Here is a 14,646-nt window from a genome sequence, read left to right as displayed (position 1 = left end):
CCTTATTATTTTGTCTTTCCAGAGCAAAATCATGGCCATTGATTTCGTATAATTTTATTTTAATTGATGTCTGATTCATGCGAAATATCAAATAATCCGTTTTCATATCCTATTTTCCGGAACCTCCTATTATTTAAACTCTGGAATTAAAAAACCCCACAACTATTTTGTGGAGTTTTCTCCTATTCTCTTACATGGTGAAACGATTGTGCTTCCCCGTGGACAATTGGTATAACCAACGTTACCTTCGTATAGTGACCCTTCTCACTTTCATACGTTAAACCGTAGCAAGAACCATAATATAATTGCACTCTGTTATGGACATTTCTAACACCGTATCCTTCTGTTTCAGTAGTCAAAATGGACTGTAGCTTCGTTGGGTCTATTCCTGCGCCATTATCAAACACAGAAAATTCCAAAGTGTTTTCTATCCTTTTTAATCTGATAATCAATTTCCCGCGATCAGAACTTTCTTTATGATCTATACCATGATTAATGGCATTTTCTACTAAGGGCTGTAAGAGCAAATTTAGCATAGTATAATGATAGGTTGATTTGTCCAGCTCATAGTATACATCAAATGAATTCGAATGCATCAATTGTTGAATATTTATATAAGAAATCACATTTTCAAGTTCTTTTTCCACCTCTACAATACTTCTCCCTTTATTTAAAGTGGTCCGATAAAAAGTGGACAGATGCTGAGCCATCTGGCTTATATCCTCTTGTTCAGCCATAATAGCCTTACTATTAATTAATGAAAGACTATTGTAGAAAAAATGCGGATTAATTTGTGCCTGTAAAGCTTTCATTTCATATTCCTGCTGAGCAATTTTGCTCTTATATACCTGATTAATCATATCTTTTAATTTGTTGACCATATTCCCAAATTGTTTAATTAAACTCCCGATTTCATCCGTACCGCTATTAAAGACGGAAACCGTTAAATCCCCTTTTTCTATCTTTTCCATATTTTTCGACAGCTTTTCCAGTGGTCTAACCACAACTTTTGCCAGCAGGTAAATAGATACTGCCATAATTGCAATGCTTAAAAAGATAACCAATACAACCGTTATTCTCATCGGAAGCGTGGCAGCAGAAATAATATCCGTTGGCCGATATAAATAAACAGTCCATCCATAGGACGGTAATTCATCCTGTTGGAGAACAAAATTACCTTCCAGTGAATCCTTATTCTCAGCTAACTCTGAAGATAGGAATTGACCTGCCAGGTTTGTATCGGAAAACGTTTCATATGAATAAACTGGCTTCTTTTCGTTATCAAAAATAACGACACCATAATCCTCTTCAAATAAACTCGGCATGGAAGCAAAAAACTGCTGATAATTTATTTCCATTTGAACAATATTATTAAACTTTCTGCTCTCATCAAATATTTTATAAATCAGCTTAAATGTTTCATCCTCCGATGATGCTATCAAATTAGGCTGATTCGAATCCATGATGTTGCCAAACCAGCTATTTTGATTAATGTCTGCCAACGGTCTGAGCAATTGGCCATAAGGATTCATTTGATTGTCCGTATAGATGGTAATAGAATCAATGTCCGTCTGTAAAGTCGGAGGGGTAACCAGCAAAGGAGCCAATGTATCATTATAAAACTTATACATTTCAAAATTATTGTTATACTCTGCTGTTAATCCATTTTTAATTTCATCATTCCATACAATTTGATTAATAATATTTACATAATTGTTGAGTTTATAATCTATATTTAAAATAGACTGATTTAATGCTTCAGATAGATTTTCATTCTCACGGGCAACTAATGAATCTTGTATTTGATAATACCACATACTTCCTAATGTAATGATAGGCAAGCAGCTTGCAACAATACATATCAATAATACTTTTTTCCGGAATTTTAAATTAATAAAGCCTCGTTTAAAAAGATTCATTACATTCACTTCACCTTTATACTCTTTTCATATCCCGATACTTCTTCGGGCTGACGCCGAAATGCTCTCTAAAAATCCTAATAAAATAGGAATCGTTTTTATAGCCGATTGCTTTACTAATATTATTCACTTTCATATTGGTATTACTTAGTAATTCCTCCGCCTTATTCATCCTCACCTGTTTAATATATTTGTTAATTCCCGACCCGGTCTCTTGTTTGAATTTATCACTTAAATAACCCGGCGTTAAGTATACTTTTTCCGCTAACATATCTAACCCTAAGTCCTTTTCCATATTTTCTATAATATATTGTTTCACTACATCAATGACATGCTTTGGTGAATTCTTTTCTTCTTCTAATCTCTTTATTACTTCTCTTTGCACTTCGAATAAAGTTTGTTTGATAGCAGAGAAATGCTTATAGGAGTATATTAATTCAATATATCTATTCATACTGTCTTTACTGTATTCCGGCATTGTCTGAAAAAACAGCTGCAGCATCCGGGCGAACAAGAAGCGGAGATACCCCTGTGAAGTCTTTGTATTTTTATCGTACTTTTGAATAATTAGACTTATCTTTTTCTCTAACTCTATCGTATCCGCCTGTTGAATCGCTCTTTCCATTTCTTCTAATAAATACTCGTCCTCTTTATACTCTTGACTATCTGTTAACGGTGTATCAATTGGATAAATAAAAACATCTGAATAAAAAAAACGATCTTTTAAGTAGCCTTCTAATTCACAATACGTTTGAGCCATCTGAACTGGATTGTTCATATGATTACTTACTGATAGAATACAGCTGATGCCATACGTTTCCTGAATTTTTTGCTGTATTTGCTTCGCAGCCTGCTTATATGTAATGAAGCTATTTGGATTATCTTTAAATAGCAGGACAATTTGAAAAGGATTTAGATTGATTACGTCGTATTTACTGTCTAATGTGACTTTCCTTATTAACTCATAAAAATATTCATTTTCTTCTTCAAACAAACTATCCAAAAAAGCAGTATCAGAATGAACAAGAATCATCCGATGATAATCATTCAAAAAATCAAAGCTTAGGAAAGGATATTCATTTTGTAATACCTCTACCGGCGTTTGATTTAATAAACGATATAGAATATGCTTTTTTATAAATTGTTGATTTGCTTCTTTTTTTTCCTGTTCATCCTTATGTTTTCTAATATTCCTCATTACTTCTGTCATTGTCTGTTTAAACTCTTCTGGTTTAACAGGCTTTAATATATAATTATCAGCTCTTAATGTCAGCGCTTTCTTCACAAAACTGAAATCATCATGGCCACTAAAAAAAATAATTTCCATATCATCATAGTGCTCTCTTGCTTTCGTTGCTAATTCCATTCCGTCTACAAAAGGCATTTTCACATCAGTAAGTAAAATATCAGCAGGGCTTCTCATCAACTCCTCCAAAGCTTCTTTCCCATTTGCCGCTTCCACTATTTCTAATTCGAAATTAAATTTTTTTAACAGGAAACGAATGACGCTTCTTTCATCCTTCTCATCATCCACAATCAGAATACGACTCATAGCTTGAATCTCCTTTATTGAAATTTCACTGTTCTTTCAAGATTACTTGGCGCTTATTCAGGCTCTATGATTTAACCATAATAATATTGCATGTTCAATAGTTTGTTTAAAAGAGACTTTACAGCCTCTTTTACTTCCTAAAAACACACTAAATATTTTTACCATACCATTTTAAAAAGAAATCTTCTCCAGACTATCTTCTGAAAATTCAATTCTCATAATTTGAATTTTTTACAATTTATATCGGATATTGTCTAACAGTATATCATATGCTAAAAAGAAGTATTCGTATTTTTTAAATAGCTTTTTGAGGTAAGAAATTCGATAAAGCCTAAGTAGGCTAAGCCATCTGTTGTATATAATTTAGAACTCAGATTAATTCAATTCTAAAAGATAATCCCCGTCAAAAATAGAATGACAGGGATTTCGGGTAAGGAATGATATCAATTTGTTTTATCCATCATATTAGACTTGGATAAATACTAAGGGAACGCGCCCTACTCATGATGATACAATTTTGAGGATTGAATAAGAGACCCAAAAGCAGCAGCTTAATATCACCTGATGCTTTATACTCAAAAGTCATGTTACCACATGGGCATCACTTGATGTACTGCAAAAATACATCTAATATTTTTCCCCTTTTTTACGTGAGAATGCTTTCCGATACTTTTTCACCTGCTACATCGTCAATCATTTTAATAACCCTGGCCAGATTTCCACCTACAACAGCATTGTCTGGAACATCCTTCACAACCACTGCCCCTGATGCAATAACAGCATTATCTCCAACAGTCACTCCCGGGTTAATTACCGCACTTCCTCCAATCCATACATTATTTCCAATAGTAATTGGCTTTGCATATTCTTTTCCTGAATTACGCTCTATTGGATCGATTGGATGAGTTGCAGTGTAAATTTGCACTCCTGGCGCGAGCAGGCAATTATCTCCAAACCGAACTTCACAAACATCTAAAATAGTACAATCAAAGTTTGCGAAAAAGTTTTCTCCTACATGCGTGTTGTATCCATAATCAAACCTTATATTTGGTTCCATATATACATTTTCCCCAGTTGAACCAAGCAATTCCTTCAATAATTTCGTTCGCTTTTCTTCTTCTGTTTCCGAAGTTTGATTATATATTCGAACCTTTCCCCTCGTTTCCTTTCGATCTTTTAATAAAACCGGATCCTCGGGATTGTACATCTCTCCAGCTATCATTTTTTCTTTTTCTGTTTTCATCTCCATTTGCTTCTTGCTCCTTTTTTATAGAATAAAATCAATCTATTCTTTTAATTATTTTTGCGGGATTCCCACCAACCAAAACATTATCGGGTACGTCTTTTATTACGATGGAACCCGAAGCAATCACCACATTATTTCCTATTGTGACACCGGGATTTATAACAGATCTTCCGCCAATCCATACATTATGACCAATAGATACCGAGATTCCATACTCTGCACCGGAAATCCTTTCTTCTGCATCTAAGGGATGGCTTGCTGTATAAATATGTACTCCCGGTGCAATAAAGCAGTTGTCACCTATACGGATTTCACATACATCCAGGAACACACAATCATAATTAGCGTAAAAATTTTCACCGACGTGTATATTATAGCCATAATCACAACGGAACGGCGGTCGTACACTTAGATTATTTCCAGTAGTTCCAAATATATCTTTTAATAATGCACGTCTAATATTTCCATCTTCTTCATGTGAGTCATTGAATAATCTGGTCATTTTTCTTGCATATTGTCTTTCCCCGTGTAATTCCGGTTCGGCAGCATCATATAATTCTCCACACAACATCTTTTCCTTTTCTGTCCTCATCTTCTCTTCACCCTATAAGATAAATTCTGTAACTAAAAAGGCGTTGGAAGTTATTTTCGGTTAAACTGTCAGTTCGATAAGATTGCCTTCAGGGTCTTCAATGACACTTTCGTAATAGCCATCCCCAGTGACACGTGGACCATTTACGAGTGGGTAACCATCCTTTTTCAATCTGGCTGTCATTTGGTCAACGAGCTCCTTATCTCCCAGTGAAATAGCAATGTGAGCCCAGCCCAGATGTTCCGTTGTACTTGTTTTATCAATGCCTGTTTTATGCATAATTTCTAAACGTGCCGATTCATCAAATGTTAAAAAATAAGACTCAAATTCCTTCTTTTCATTATGGTATTTAGCACTTGTATCCACATGAAAATATGTTTCATAAAAATTCTTCATTTTTTCTAAATCCTTGACCCAAATCGCCACATGTTCAATTTTCATTCTTTTTCTCTCCTTTTTAGACCGTCTCTTTTATCATGAGATCTAACCCAAGACTTTGTAATCCATATAAATAGTCCCGTTTCCAATCGCTTAGAGCGAGGTCAGGTAGATGTTCTGACGGAATATATCCGGAACTACATTCTTCAATTCTATTTAATGTTTCTTGTTCTACTTCTTCGTTACAAAAAATAATCATATGAGGGTTTATGATGGCCGTAAATGATGCCACCAGTCTGCTTATGACATCAATCATATAATCCTTATGTACCGGGGAAGTATTCATTTTATTTTCACTTAAGGTTTGCCAGAAACGCTTATCATCATATTGCGGCACGAATGAAATTTCTCCTGAAAAGTTCGTGCTGCCCCGCAAAACAATGCCATTAACTATCGTTCCGGCACCCGGTCCATTTTTACCTAAATATAAATAGACAACTGATTTGTTTTCTTTGATTTTTAAACGATTGTAATATCCAAGCACTGCTGCATTCATATCGTTCTCTACCACTACAGGAATAGAGAAATAATCCTCCAAGTATCCTTTTAAATCTACATTTTGAAGATGCTTGTAATCTGGAATATAGAAAATACGCTCATTATCAACAGATCCCGGTACACCAATGGATAATGAACTGATTTTATTGTACTGATTTGTTATGTCCTGAATACATTTAGTGAAAGAATTTAAATCTGAAATACCAGTATTTGTTCCTTTATCTTTTAGTTCTCCATAACAATTGAAAATAATATAATTTATTTCTTTTTCCTCTAAAAAAATAGCCAGACCTAACATATGCTCAGGATTATATTTATAGCGTTTTGCTCTTCTACCTCCGCTTGAATTATCGAATCCTGCAGATAAGATTTCCCCTTCTTTCTCCATTTGAGTAAGGAACTTGCTTATGGTAGGGAAACTTATTTCTAAATAGTCATTAAGTTCAACCTTGGTAGCACTTCCCAGTTCTAAAAGAGCTTTACGAATGCTTATCTGGATTGTTTTCTTCATAGATTTTGGGCTGGATTCCATAATTCAATGCCTCCTATATCACACACTTATTTAATCTGTTTAAAAAGTAAGTATATACTTATTAAATAGGTTTAATAAGTATATATTAATGATAATAGCAAATAAAATTTCTGGAAGCAAACTCTTTAGCCAGCTTGTACAGTATATTTTAATGCAGGAAGTTTTATTCAATACTTTCTTGATACTCTTCGTACATCACTTCCCATTGCTTTTTATCTTCTTCTGTAATTTCCCTGTGAACTCTGCAAGGATTTCCCATGGCAATCACATTTTTGGGAATGCTCTTTGTCACAACAGATCCAGAGCCGATAATGCTGCCTTCTCCTATTGTTACTCCCGGATTAATTACAACATCTCCTGCTATCCAAACATCATCCTCTATGGTAACTGGCAGTGCATATTCTAAACCTGTATTCCTTATACTCCGGTCAATTGGATGAAGAGCAGTATAAATGCTGACTCTTGGGCCAATCGCAACATTATTACCAATATGAATCGTATTTAAGTCCAGAAAAATACAATTGAAATTACAAAAGAAATTATCCCCCACGAAAATATGTACACCATGACTGCAATAAAATGGCGGTTTTACAGTATAGTTTTCCCCTGTGCTTCCAAATAGTTGTTTAATTAAATTCTTCCTTTCAATGTTTTCTTCCTCTGTCGTCTCATTAAAAAGTCTGGATAAATATCTGCCTTTATTTTTTATGCTTTGAATTTTATCATCTGTTTTGTACAATTTTCCAGCAAGTAAATTTTGATATTGTTTAGACATAGCACCCTCCTTTAAATACTCTTTAAATTAAAGTTTATCATAAAAATTGCATTCCACCGGGAGAATTATAGCTTTACTCCCATGGAATGCAATTTTGTTTTAGAGTATTCCTCTCCCGCCAGCTGTAATCATTTTTAACATGATTAATTTAGATTATCCAAAATCTTATTGTTCAGGATTAGGCAGTTCGAAATGTGTTTCCTGATCTGACATCAATTCATATTTTAATACAAATGTATCCGCGTAATTAATATCCGTTAAGTATACTAAATGTCCGGTCAGCTCTTCACCGGGAGCTAATTCTTCATCTCCCCCTGTAAAGAATTCATCATCAGATATATCTCCCCCATTTTCATCTATTGCTGAAAAATTGGCAGAAAACATTTGATTCGGCACATAAGCTTCATCCGATATATTTTTTATGGTTACATCAACAACCGCAAACCTGTCTTCTTCTCTTGCCCCGATAAGGTAGTCTTCGATAGGTACTTCATCTACTTCTCTTGTTAACTGAAAATCATTCACTGTTACCTCATAGTCAAACTCATATAAATCACTTGTAATTGCAGCTGTTTCACCAATCTGATATGTAGGCTTTTCTTCTTCCTCTTCTGAAGTCACTGTATCCGTTTCTTCTGTTATATCTGTACTTTCTTTTTCCTGCATTTCTGTATTTTCTTCCACATTATTACATGCTGCCAGCATTAAGAAAATTAATACTAAAAATATGAATTTCTTCAATAAAACTCCTCCTAATTTTTATATGCTTAAGATTGTATTACCCCACAATAATTGTAACAAAACAAATATGAATGACAAGTGATTATTGGCTCAACAATCAGCTTTTACTAAGTTAGAAGAGACATAAAAAACTGCATTTCAAAGGAAAAAATCAAAGCTCCCATGAAATGCAGTTTTATTATAAGGTATTTTGGGATTTTGTTATTTTAATTTCCCGCCAAATACAGGCATGCCGCTTGCTTCACCATAATCTTCAATGCGCTCAACATTTTTCAAAGCTTCCATATCCTCATCTGAAATAGTGAAGTCCACTCCGGCATTATTTTTCATATGCTCCGGATTAGCTGTTTTAGGCAGTGGAAATAAGCCCAGCTGCAGCGTATAGCGAATACTCAATTGTGGAATCGAAACATCATATTTTTCAGCAATTGCTGCCACTTTCTCGTTTTTAAACAACTCACCATGAGCAATTGGTGAATAAGCTTCAACAAGAATGCCCTGGTCCTGCGTATAGGCAATCAGATCAAATGGTGTATTGCTGATATGCGCTAAAATCTGATTTACCATTGGTTTAACAGTACAGTTACTTAGAATGTTATCCAAATCCTCTTTTTGAAAATTAGATACACCAATGGCACGAAGTTTTCCTGCCTGATAGGCTTCTTCAAGAGCCTGCCAAGCTTCCCGGTTTCCTTCAAAAAAGCGCTCTTCTTCATCAAAATCCGCCCATGGCTGCGGGCTGTGAATGATCATCATATCAATATAGTCAAGGTCCAGTGTCTCCAGAGATTGATTAATGGATGAAACAGCCTCCTCATAAGATTTTACTTCTGCAGCAAGTTTAGTCGTAATAAATAAATCTTCCCTGTTCAGACCACAATTTTTTATTCCCTGGCCAATGCCGCTTTCATTTCCATATGCCTGCGCTGTATCAATATGGCGATAACCTGCCTTTACAGCGTCAACTACTGCCTGAGCAGCATCTTTATCATCAATAAACCATGTTCCAAGACCTAATTTAGGAATTTCAATCCCATTGGACAGCTGATAATTTTCATTTAAAATCATTTGAACATCTCCTTTGGTAAAATGAATAAACTATATTCGTTGTATACCCATTTTGAAATTTATTATAGTCCCTAGAGTGGACTTTAGGTCAATAGATTTGTTTTGATTCGTTTAAAATGCCAAGACACATTATAAAGCGTTCATTTACGTTAAAAAAATACAAGCCCCCAAGTCATGAATGCAAGTTTTCCGTCATAACATATTTTAGAGGTGAGATAATGGGAAGAATAGCTTACCGAGAGGCAGACGTTGACTTAATGGCAAGAATGATGAGAGCCGAAGCTGAGGGTGAAGGAAAACAAGGAATGCTTTATGTAGGAAATGTTATTGTTAACCGTGTCGTAGCAGATTGTGGCGATTTTATTGACTTGAGAACAGTTGATGATGTCATTTTTCATGTGCAGGGAGGAAATTACTCTTTCGAAGCTGTTCAAAAAGGGAATATGTTTTATCAGAGAGCAAGAGAAACAGAAAGAAAATTAGCAAGGCAGACGTTGGAAAGCTGGAGAAGTCACCCGGCAAAATATGCTCTTTGGTACTTTAATCCATATGCCCCATGTCCTCCAACATGGTATGATCAGCCCTTTTCCGGTCAATTTATGGATCATTGTTTTTATGAACCGGCTCCTGGAACGTGTGAAAGTGTTTATATGGGGTAAGGGGTATGCTTTTTGGTGTTTTTTCAATAAAAACTGGTTTGATATATAACGAAAAATAATCTCTGCCAAATTATCGCCTGGCAGGGATTATTTTGAGCTAATTTTTTTCATATTATATATGGATAGATGCAGATATATAGGTATTCTCCTTTCAAATTAAGTTTTGTTCTTATTTCCCCTCTATAATAAATGATAATCCTATAAAAACTAATGTAAATAAGCTTTATAGGTAAGCAATAATACTAATCTTTAAACAATCTTTTTGTTATTGAATATTCCATCCAGGAACCATCCATTTGCTTCTCATAGCTCGAATAGCCACCCGTACAAGTATCAAACTTTAACAAAGGAACTATATTACTTTCTACCGTTTCACCATCAATAAAGAAGTGGCTTTGACTATCCCAAAATACCTTACCTAAATAACTGTTATCATTGGAAACCTCAACTGTGGAGATGTGCCCCGCAATGATGTCTTTATAAAACGAACCTGTTTCCGCCGGGTATTTCCATATAAATTCGTATGGCTCTGTTGCATGCTTCCATAATTCTGGTTCGGCCTCATATACTCCGGCATGTACATAGATTTGGGTTTCCGTTTCATAATAGAATTCTTTCCTTTTAGAAAAGAGCCATTGCAGTAATTCCGGATGTTCTTTTTTTATCTCAGCTTTGATAAAACTGCTCATTCTTACTTTAGAACGTTTCAGATGAAGCAATTCTCTAAAAACATAATCCCATTGTTCTGCTTTAAAAAAACTTTTTGTCGTCACCAATTGTTGATCTTGTGATAACCATAAAAATTCCTGCTCATTACAATACCAGTCTAAAAACATCTGCTCGTGATTTCCAATTAACACAACTACTTGATCTGGATATTTTTCTTCCAAGTTTTTAATATGATAAAGAACTTTACAGCTATTCTTTCCTCGACTTATATAGTCTCCTAAAAAAAGAAGTTTATTATTCTTATCAGACTCTAAATCTACTAAATTCAAAGTATCAAGCATAGCTTCATAACATCCGTGAATATCACTGATAGAATATATTGTTGACATTTGGGCACTCCTTCTCAGATTATTTTTTAGTGATTGATTTTCAGCAGCTGTTTCTATTTTTATATACCCTTCCATCAACAATTCTAATATTAATATTTGCCCGATAGGTGATATGAAAGTGTTTCAATCCCTTTACTTGAATTTTTTATACTTGTAACTTAGCGTATCTTTTAACAATCTTTGAAAGAAGTGTTAAAAATTATGGATTTCTATATCGTTCCTTTTGTAAAAACACAATACACACTAGAATAATTCGCTCTGCCAACTCTATTTTCATGCTATAATTGATGGCAACTTACAAATGATATTTCAACATCGCAATGCAATATTAGCTATGACCAATTTGATAAGGGGAGTGTAAAGGTGTGCGTAATTTATCCATTGAAAAGCAAAGGGAATTTTCGGCAGCAACCGAAACAGTATGGAACGTACTTACTAATCCTGACTTCATCAAACAATGGTTAGGGGTAACTGTGAATACAGATTGGAATGTAGGCAGCCCAATTACTTTCTCATTCACATGGGACGGTACAGAATATGAAGACAAAGGTCATATCCTGGAATATGAGCCGCAGAGCGTTTTCTCCTATGATTACTGGAGCGGCTTTTCAGGTACTCCTGACAGCCCGGAAAATTACTCAATCATAACATTTAACCTAAGTAACAATAGCAAACACACAACACTGAGATTAAAACATAGCAACTTTGCTACGCCAACGATGTATGAGCATTCGGATAAAAACTGGGAAGAAACGATAGAGGTTATTAAAAAGCTTGCGGAGGAATCCAAGGGCTGAAAACATACTAAGATTACTGGGTTAGTTTTGTTCCAATTTCTTATAGAATTGGAACAAAACTATTTTTTTACTCTGATGCCAAAGGAAAACTAATAATGACTTTAAATGTATCTCCATCTATATCTACTTTGAAACTTCCCCCGCTTACCTTTGTAAAGCTTTCTGCAATAGACAATCCCAGACCGCTTCCATCAGCCGTTCTGGCCTTATCCCCTCTATTAAATCTCTGAAGTATCTCTTCTGCTGTAAAATCTATTTCATAAGAGGAAGTATTTTTTATAGTGACTATTCCCCTGCCCTCTCTCTTTTCCATCTCTATAAATATCCGTGTTCCATTTAAAGCATACTTCAGTGCATTATCAAGTACATTTTGAATAACTCTGTAAAGTCTGTTACTATCTGCAACGATTTCTATAGATGACTCAGGAAGCTTCAATTTTATCTTATTTCCTGCTCTTTCTATATCGTCCTCAATGTCTCCTAAAATTTGTTCAATTAGTGTTTTCATATCAATCGTTTCTAAATGCAGATTTATATCTCCACTGTTACTTTTCGCTAAATCAAACAAATCTGAAACGATATTCTTTAATCTGTCAGATTTTTCACTTAGCACCTTAATATAATCTCTTGCCGTTTCTGAAAGGTTTTCTTCTTTAGACAGTAAATCTACATAACTTATGATGGACGTTAATGGAGTCTTCAAATCATGAGAAACATTGGTCACCAGTTCAATTTTCATTCTCTCCGATTTCATTTGTTCCTCCAAGCTTTCATTGAAGCCTTTATTTATTTCGTCATATGTCTTATTATTATATTTCACATACCAGTAAATAAGCACAATTTCAAGAACTAGCGGGATAAAAATTAAAGGGATAAAGATGAGTATACCACTTATTAATACTATAAAGATGAACATAAGAGTCAGTAATACTAAAATAAAACTAGCTATAATGAAAGCTAACTGCCTTTGATGCAAATTCTTGGTTAGCGGAGATTTTACATACCTTCTGCCATCAAAAAAACTTTTTGTAAAGTCTACTGTGAAGACTACTATCTTATAACCAATTTTATATAAAAGAAAACCCTTTATAAACCTTCTATCCTTGATCTTTCTTACCAGTGCTAATAATCCTGCTCCAGATAATAAGGCAGCTATAGCTGTTACTATTCCAATTAAATACATATAAGACTTATGAATTGCAGATATTCGAAGTACATAATTGTAATAATAGTGGAGATCGAATAGATAAATGCAGCAAGCTATGATTGGTAACACGACTAGTGCTAATAAAATTTCACTATATAATAAGTCCAGCCAATTCGTTTGTAATGTTTCTTTATTTGGTTTTCTCCCTGTAACAGTGATTAAATAGATAATGAGTGCTAACGCTACGATGGTATACAAAGCAAAATCTATTACCTGCGCACTTAATATTTCATTAGCATTATTCCATTCCTCCTGCTTCCCCTTCATATATTCATCTGGAAAGCCGATATATATGGTTACATCCTCACTAAACAAATACGTAAAATTTTCAAAAACATTTCCATTTGATGTGACTCTGCCCTGATTATACTCATAGACATAATTGCTGTAGTTTAGGAAATCCTCACGGCTAAAGTCTTCTCTGTTCGTCTGTGTTTCGTTACCATCTGTTATATAATATATATAATTTAAATCCTCTATTTCTAATATTTCAGGTTTATTAAAATGCGAATCTATCTCACTGAAATTATTTTGCAGCTCATTCATAAATGTATTGCTTTCTTCATAAGTTTCTATCATCAGCGGCTCTATATTATACCTATTCCAATCCACATAAAATATTTGGATGACAGCCATCGAAATCATGGCAGCTGTTATCAAAAATACTGCAAATTTAGTAATTGTATTTCTGCTAAAGTTTTTCAATTTTATACCCAATACCCCACACCACCTTTAAATATTTAGGTTCTTTAGGATTTATTTCAATTTTTTCGCGGATACGTCTTACATGGACCATGACGGTGTTTTCAACAGAATACGCAGGCTCTTTCCACACTTTTTCATAGATTTGTTCAGATGAATAAACCATTCCAGCATTCGTCATTAGAAAATCTAAAATTTTGTATTCAGTAGGAGTTAACCGAATCGGGGTACCGTACACGAATAATTGCTTAGATTCCTTATTTAGATTTAATCCTCCAACCACAATTTGAGAACCTGGAGTGATATTGCCGATATTCCCTAAAGTGATATATCGTCTCAGCTGGCTTTTTACTCTGGCAACCAGCTCATCTGGATTAAATGGTTTTGTTATATAATCATCTGCTCCCATAGATAGCCCCAGTATTTTATCACTGTCCTCTGACTTTGCTGATATGATAATAATTGGTATATTTTTTTCCTCTCTAATTTTCAAAGTAGTAGAAAGACCATCCAGCTTTGGCATCATAACGTCCAGGAGTATTAATTGAATATCATGTTGAACTAAAGCATCCAATGCTTCTAAGCCATTATAAGCCTTCATAACTTTAAATCCTTCCATCGTCAGAAGCTTATCTAGTGCATTTGCTATCTCCTTGTCATCGTCCACAACTAATATGTTTGCACCTTCCATAACGTACCTCCTATAACCTATATATCTAGATTAATGATTTAATCTTTCAATCTTATGTATATAAATCTTACAAATTTCTTAACATACTAAATGAATTATACCTTGAAGCGGATCAAGCGGATTGATTGTTTCTCTGATTTAACCTCGGTGACATCGCTGAACATTTTGAAA

At 34.4% G+C, this 14,646-nt stretch carries 14 protein-coding genes; 2 read left to right on the top strand and 12 right to left on the bottom strand.

The features are described 5' to 3' along the window. Positions 1 to 182: 182 nt before the first annotated feature. The 9 genes from MHH51_RS06455 to MHH51_RS06415 form a co-directional block, all read right to left on the bottom strand. Complete coding sequence (locus tag MHH51_RS06455) at positions 183 to 1,919, bottom strand: sensor histidine kinase (protein ID WP_339285087.1); 1,737 nt, start codon at positions 1,917 to 1,919, stop codon at positions 183 to 185. Between the two features lie 16 nt (positions 1,920 to 1,935). Continuing rightward, entirely contained in the window at positions 1,936 to 3,471 is a 1,536-nt protein-coding gene (locus MHH51_RS06450) for a response regulator (protein ID WP_339285085.1), read from the bottom strand. 646 nt (positions 3,472 to 4,117) lie between these two features. Beyond that, positions 4,118 to 4,714 (bottom strand): sugar O-acetyltransferase, encoded by a 597-nt coding sequence (locus tag MHH51_RS06445; protein WP_339286267.1) that lies wholly within the window; start codon positions 4,712 to 4,714, stop codon positions 4,118 to 4,120. A 37-nt stretch (positions 4,715 to 4,751) separates the two neighbouring features. Then, positions 4,752 to 5,309, bottom strand: a complete 558-nt coding sequence (locus MHH51_RS06440; protein WP_339285083.1) for a maltose acetyltransferase domain-containing protein — start codon at positions 5,307 to 5,309, stop codon at positions 4,752 to 4,754. Between the two features lie 60 nt (positions 5,310 to 5,369). After that, entirely contained in the window at positions 5,370 to 5,750 is a 381-nt protein-coding gene (locus tag MHH51_RS06435; RefSeq protein ID WP_339285082.1) for a VOC family protein, read from the bottom strand. Between the two features lie 16 nt (positions 5,751 to 5,766). Next, positions 5,767 to 6,777, bottom strand: coding sequence for an ROK family protein (locus tag MHH51_RS06430; RefSeq protein ID WP_147212532.1), 1,011 nt, complete (start codon positions 6,775 to 6,777; stop codon positions 5,767 to 5,769). A gap of 163 nt (positions 6,778 to 6,940) precedes the next feature. Then, positions 6,941 to 7,552, bottom strand: a complete 612-nt coding sequence (locus MHH51_RS06425; RefSeq protein WP_147212533.1) for a sugar O-acetyltransferase — start codon at positions 7,550 to 7,552, stop codon at positions 6,941 to 6,943. Positions 7,553 to 7,717: 165 nt separating this feature from the next. Further along, a complete protein-coding gene (locus MHH51_RS06420) occupies positions 7,718 to 8,293 on the bottom strand; it encodes a DUF4352 domain-containing protein (RefSeq protein WP_147212534.1) in 576 nt (191 codons plus the stop codon). Between the two features lie 201 nt (positions 8,294 to 8,494). Beyond that, positions 8,495 to 9,361: an aldo/keto reductase gene (locus MHH51_RS06415; protein WP_339285080.1), complete on the bottom strand. Its 867-nt coding sequence runs from the start codon at positions 9,359 to 9,361 to the stop codon at positions 8,495 to 8,497. 218 nt (positions 9,362 to 9,579) lie between these two features. On the opposite strand from MHH51_RS06415, the gene MHH51_RS06410 reads away from it, so the two are divergent. Continuing rightward, the gene (locus MHH51_RS06410) at positions 9,580 to 10,020 is read left to right on the top strand and encodes a cell wall hydrolase (RefSeq protein WP_147212536.1); all 441 of its coding nucleotides are present in this window, start codon (positions 9,580 to 9,582) and stop codon (positions 10,018 to 10,020) included. Between the two features lie 242 nt (positions 10,021 to 10,262). Here the strand turns inward: MHH51_RS06410 and MHH51_RS06405 are convergent, their stop codons facing one another. Further along, positions 10,263 to 11,078, bottom strand: coding sequence for a metallophosphoesterase (locus MHH51_RS06405; protein ID WP_339285077.1), 816 nt, complete (start codon positions 11,076 to 11,078; stop codon positions 10,263 to 10,265). 365 nt (positions 11,079 to 11,443) lie between these two features. Here MHH51_RS06405 and MHH51_RS06400 point away from each other — a divergent pair, with 365 nt between their 5' ends. Continuing rightward, positions 11,444 to 11,875 (top strand): SRPBCC domain-containing protein, encoded by a 432-nt coding sequence (locus tag MHH51_RS06400; RefSeq protein WP_339285075.1) that lies wholly within the window; start codon positions 11,444 to 11,446, stop codon positions 11,873 to 11,875. 67 nt (positions 11,876 to 11,942) lie between these two features. On the opposite strand, the gene MHH51_RS06395 is transcribed toward MHH51_RS06400, so the two are convergent. After that, a complete protein-coding gene (locus MHH51_RS06395) occupies positions 11,943 to 13,799 on the bottom strand; it encodes a HAMP domain-containing sensor histidine kinase (protein ID WP_339285073.1) in 1,857 nt (618 codons plus the stop codon). Then, entirely contained in the window at positions 13,774 to 14,475 is a 702-nt protein-coding gene (locus MHH51_RS06390) for a response regulator transcription factor (protein ID WP_156988430.1), read from the bottom strand. The genes MHH51_RS06395 and MHH51_RS06390 overlap by 26 nt, the downstream gene beginning before the upstream one ends. Between the last annotated feature and the right edge of the window lie 171 nt (positions 14,476 to 14,646).

Source organism: Oceanobacillus sp. FSL K6-3682, assembly GCF_037976165.1.
In the GTDB taxonomy this organism is placed as follows: Bacteria; Bacillota; Bacilli; order Bacillales; family Amphibacillaceae; genus Oceanobacillus; species Oceanobacillus sojae.
The sequence above is the reverse complement of the archived record's forward strand: the minus strand, read 5'-3'. Positions and strand labels throughout refer to the sequence as shown.

Coding starts and splice junctions, on each gene's coding strand:
- MHH51_RS06415 (WP_339285080.1), bottom strand. CDS start 9,361: ATGATTTTAAATGAAAATTATCAGCTGTCCAATGGGATTGAAATTCCT.
- MHH51_RS06450 (WP_339285085.1), bottom strand. CDS start 3,471: ATGAGTCGTATTCTGATTGTGGATGATGAGAAGGATGAAAGAAGCGTC.
- MHH51_RS06445 (WP_339286267.1), bottom strand. CDS start 4,714: ATGAAAACAGAAAAAGAAAAAATGATAGCTGGAGAGATGTACAATCCC.
- MHH51_RS06435 (WP_339285082.1), bottom strand. CDS start 5,750: ATGAAAATTGAACATGTGGCGATTTGGGTCAAGGATTTAGAAAAAATG.
- MHH51_RS06455 (WP_339285087.1), bottom strand. CDS start 1,919: ATGAATCTTTTTAAACGAGGCTTTATTAATTTAAAATTCCGGAAAAAA.
- MHH51_RS06430 (WP_147212532.1), bottom strand. CDS start 6,777: ATGGAATCCAGCCCAAAATCTATGAAGAAAACAATCCAGATAAGCATT.
- MHH51_RS06405 (WP_339285077.1), bottom strand. CDS start 11,078: ATGTCAACAATATATTCTATCAGTGATATTCACGGATGTTATGAAGCT.
- MHH51_RS06425 (WP_147212533.1), bottom strand. CDS start 7,552: ATGTCTAAACAATATCAAAATTTACTTGCTGGAAAATTGTACAAAACA.
- MHH51_RS06390 (WP_156988430.1), bottom strand. CDS start 14,475: ATGGAAGGTGCAAACATATTAGTTGTGGACGATGACAAGGAGATAGCA.
- MHH51_RS06440 (WP_339285083.1), bottom strand. CDS start 5,309: ATGAGGACAGAAAAGGAAAAGATGTTGTGTGGAGAATTATATGATGCT.
- MHH51_RS06410 (WP_147212536.1), top strand. CDS start 9,580: ATGGGAAGAATAGCTTACCGAGAGGCAGACGTTGACTTAATGGCAAGA.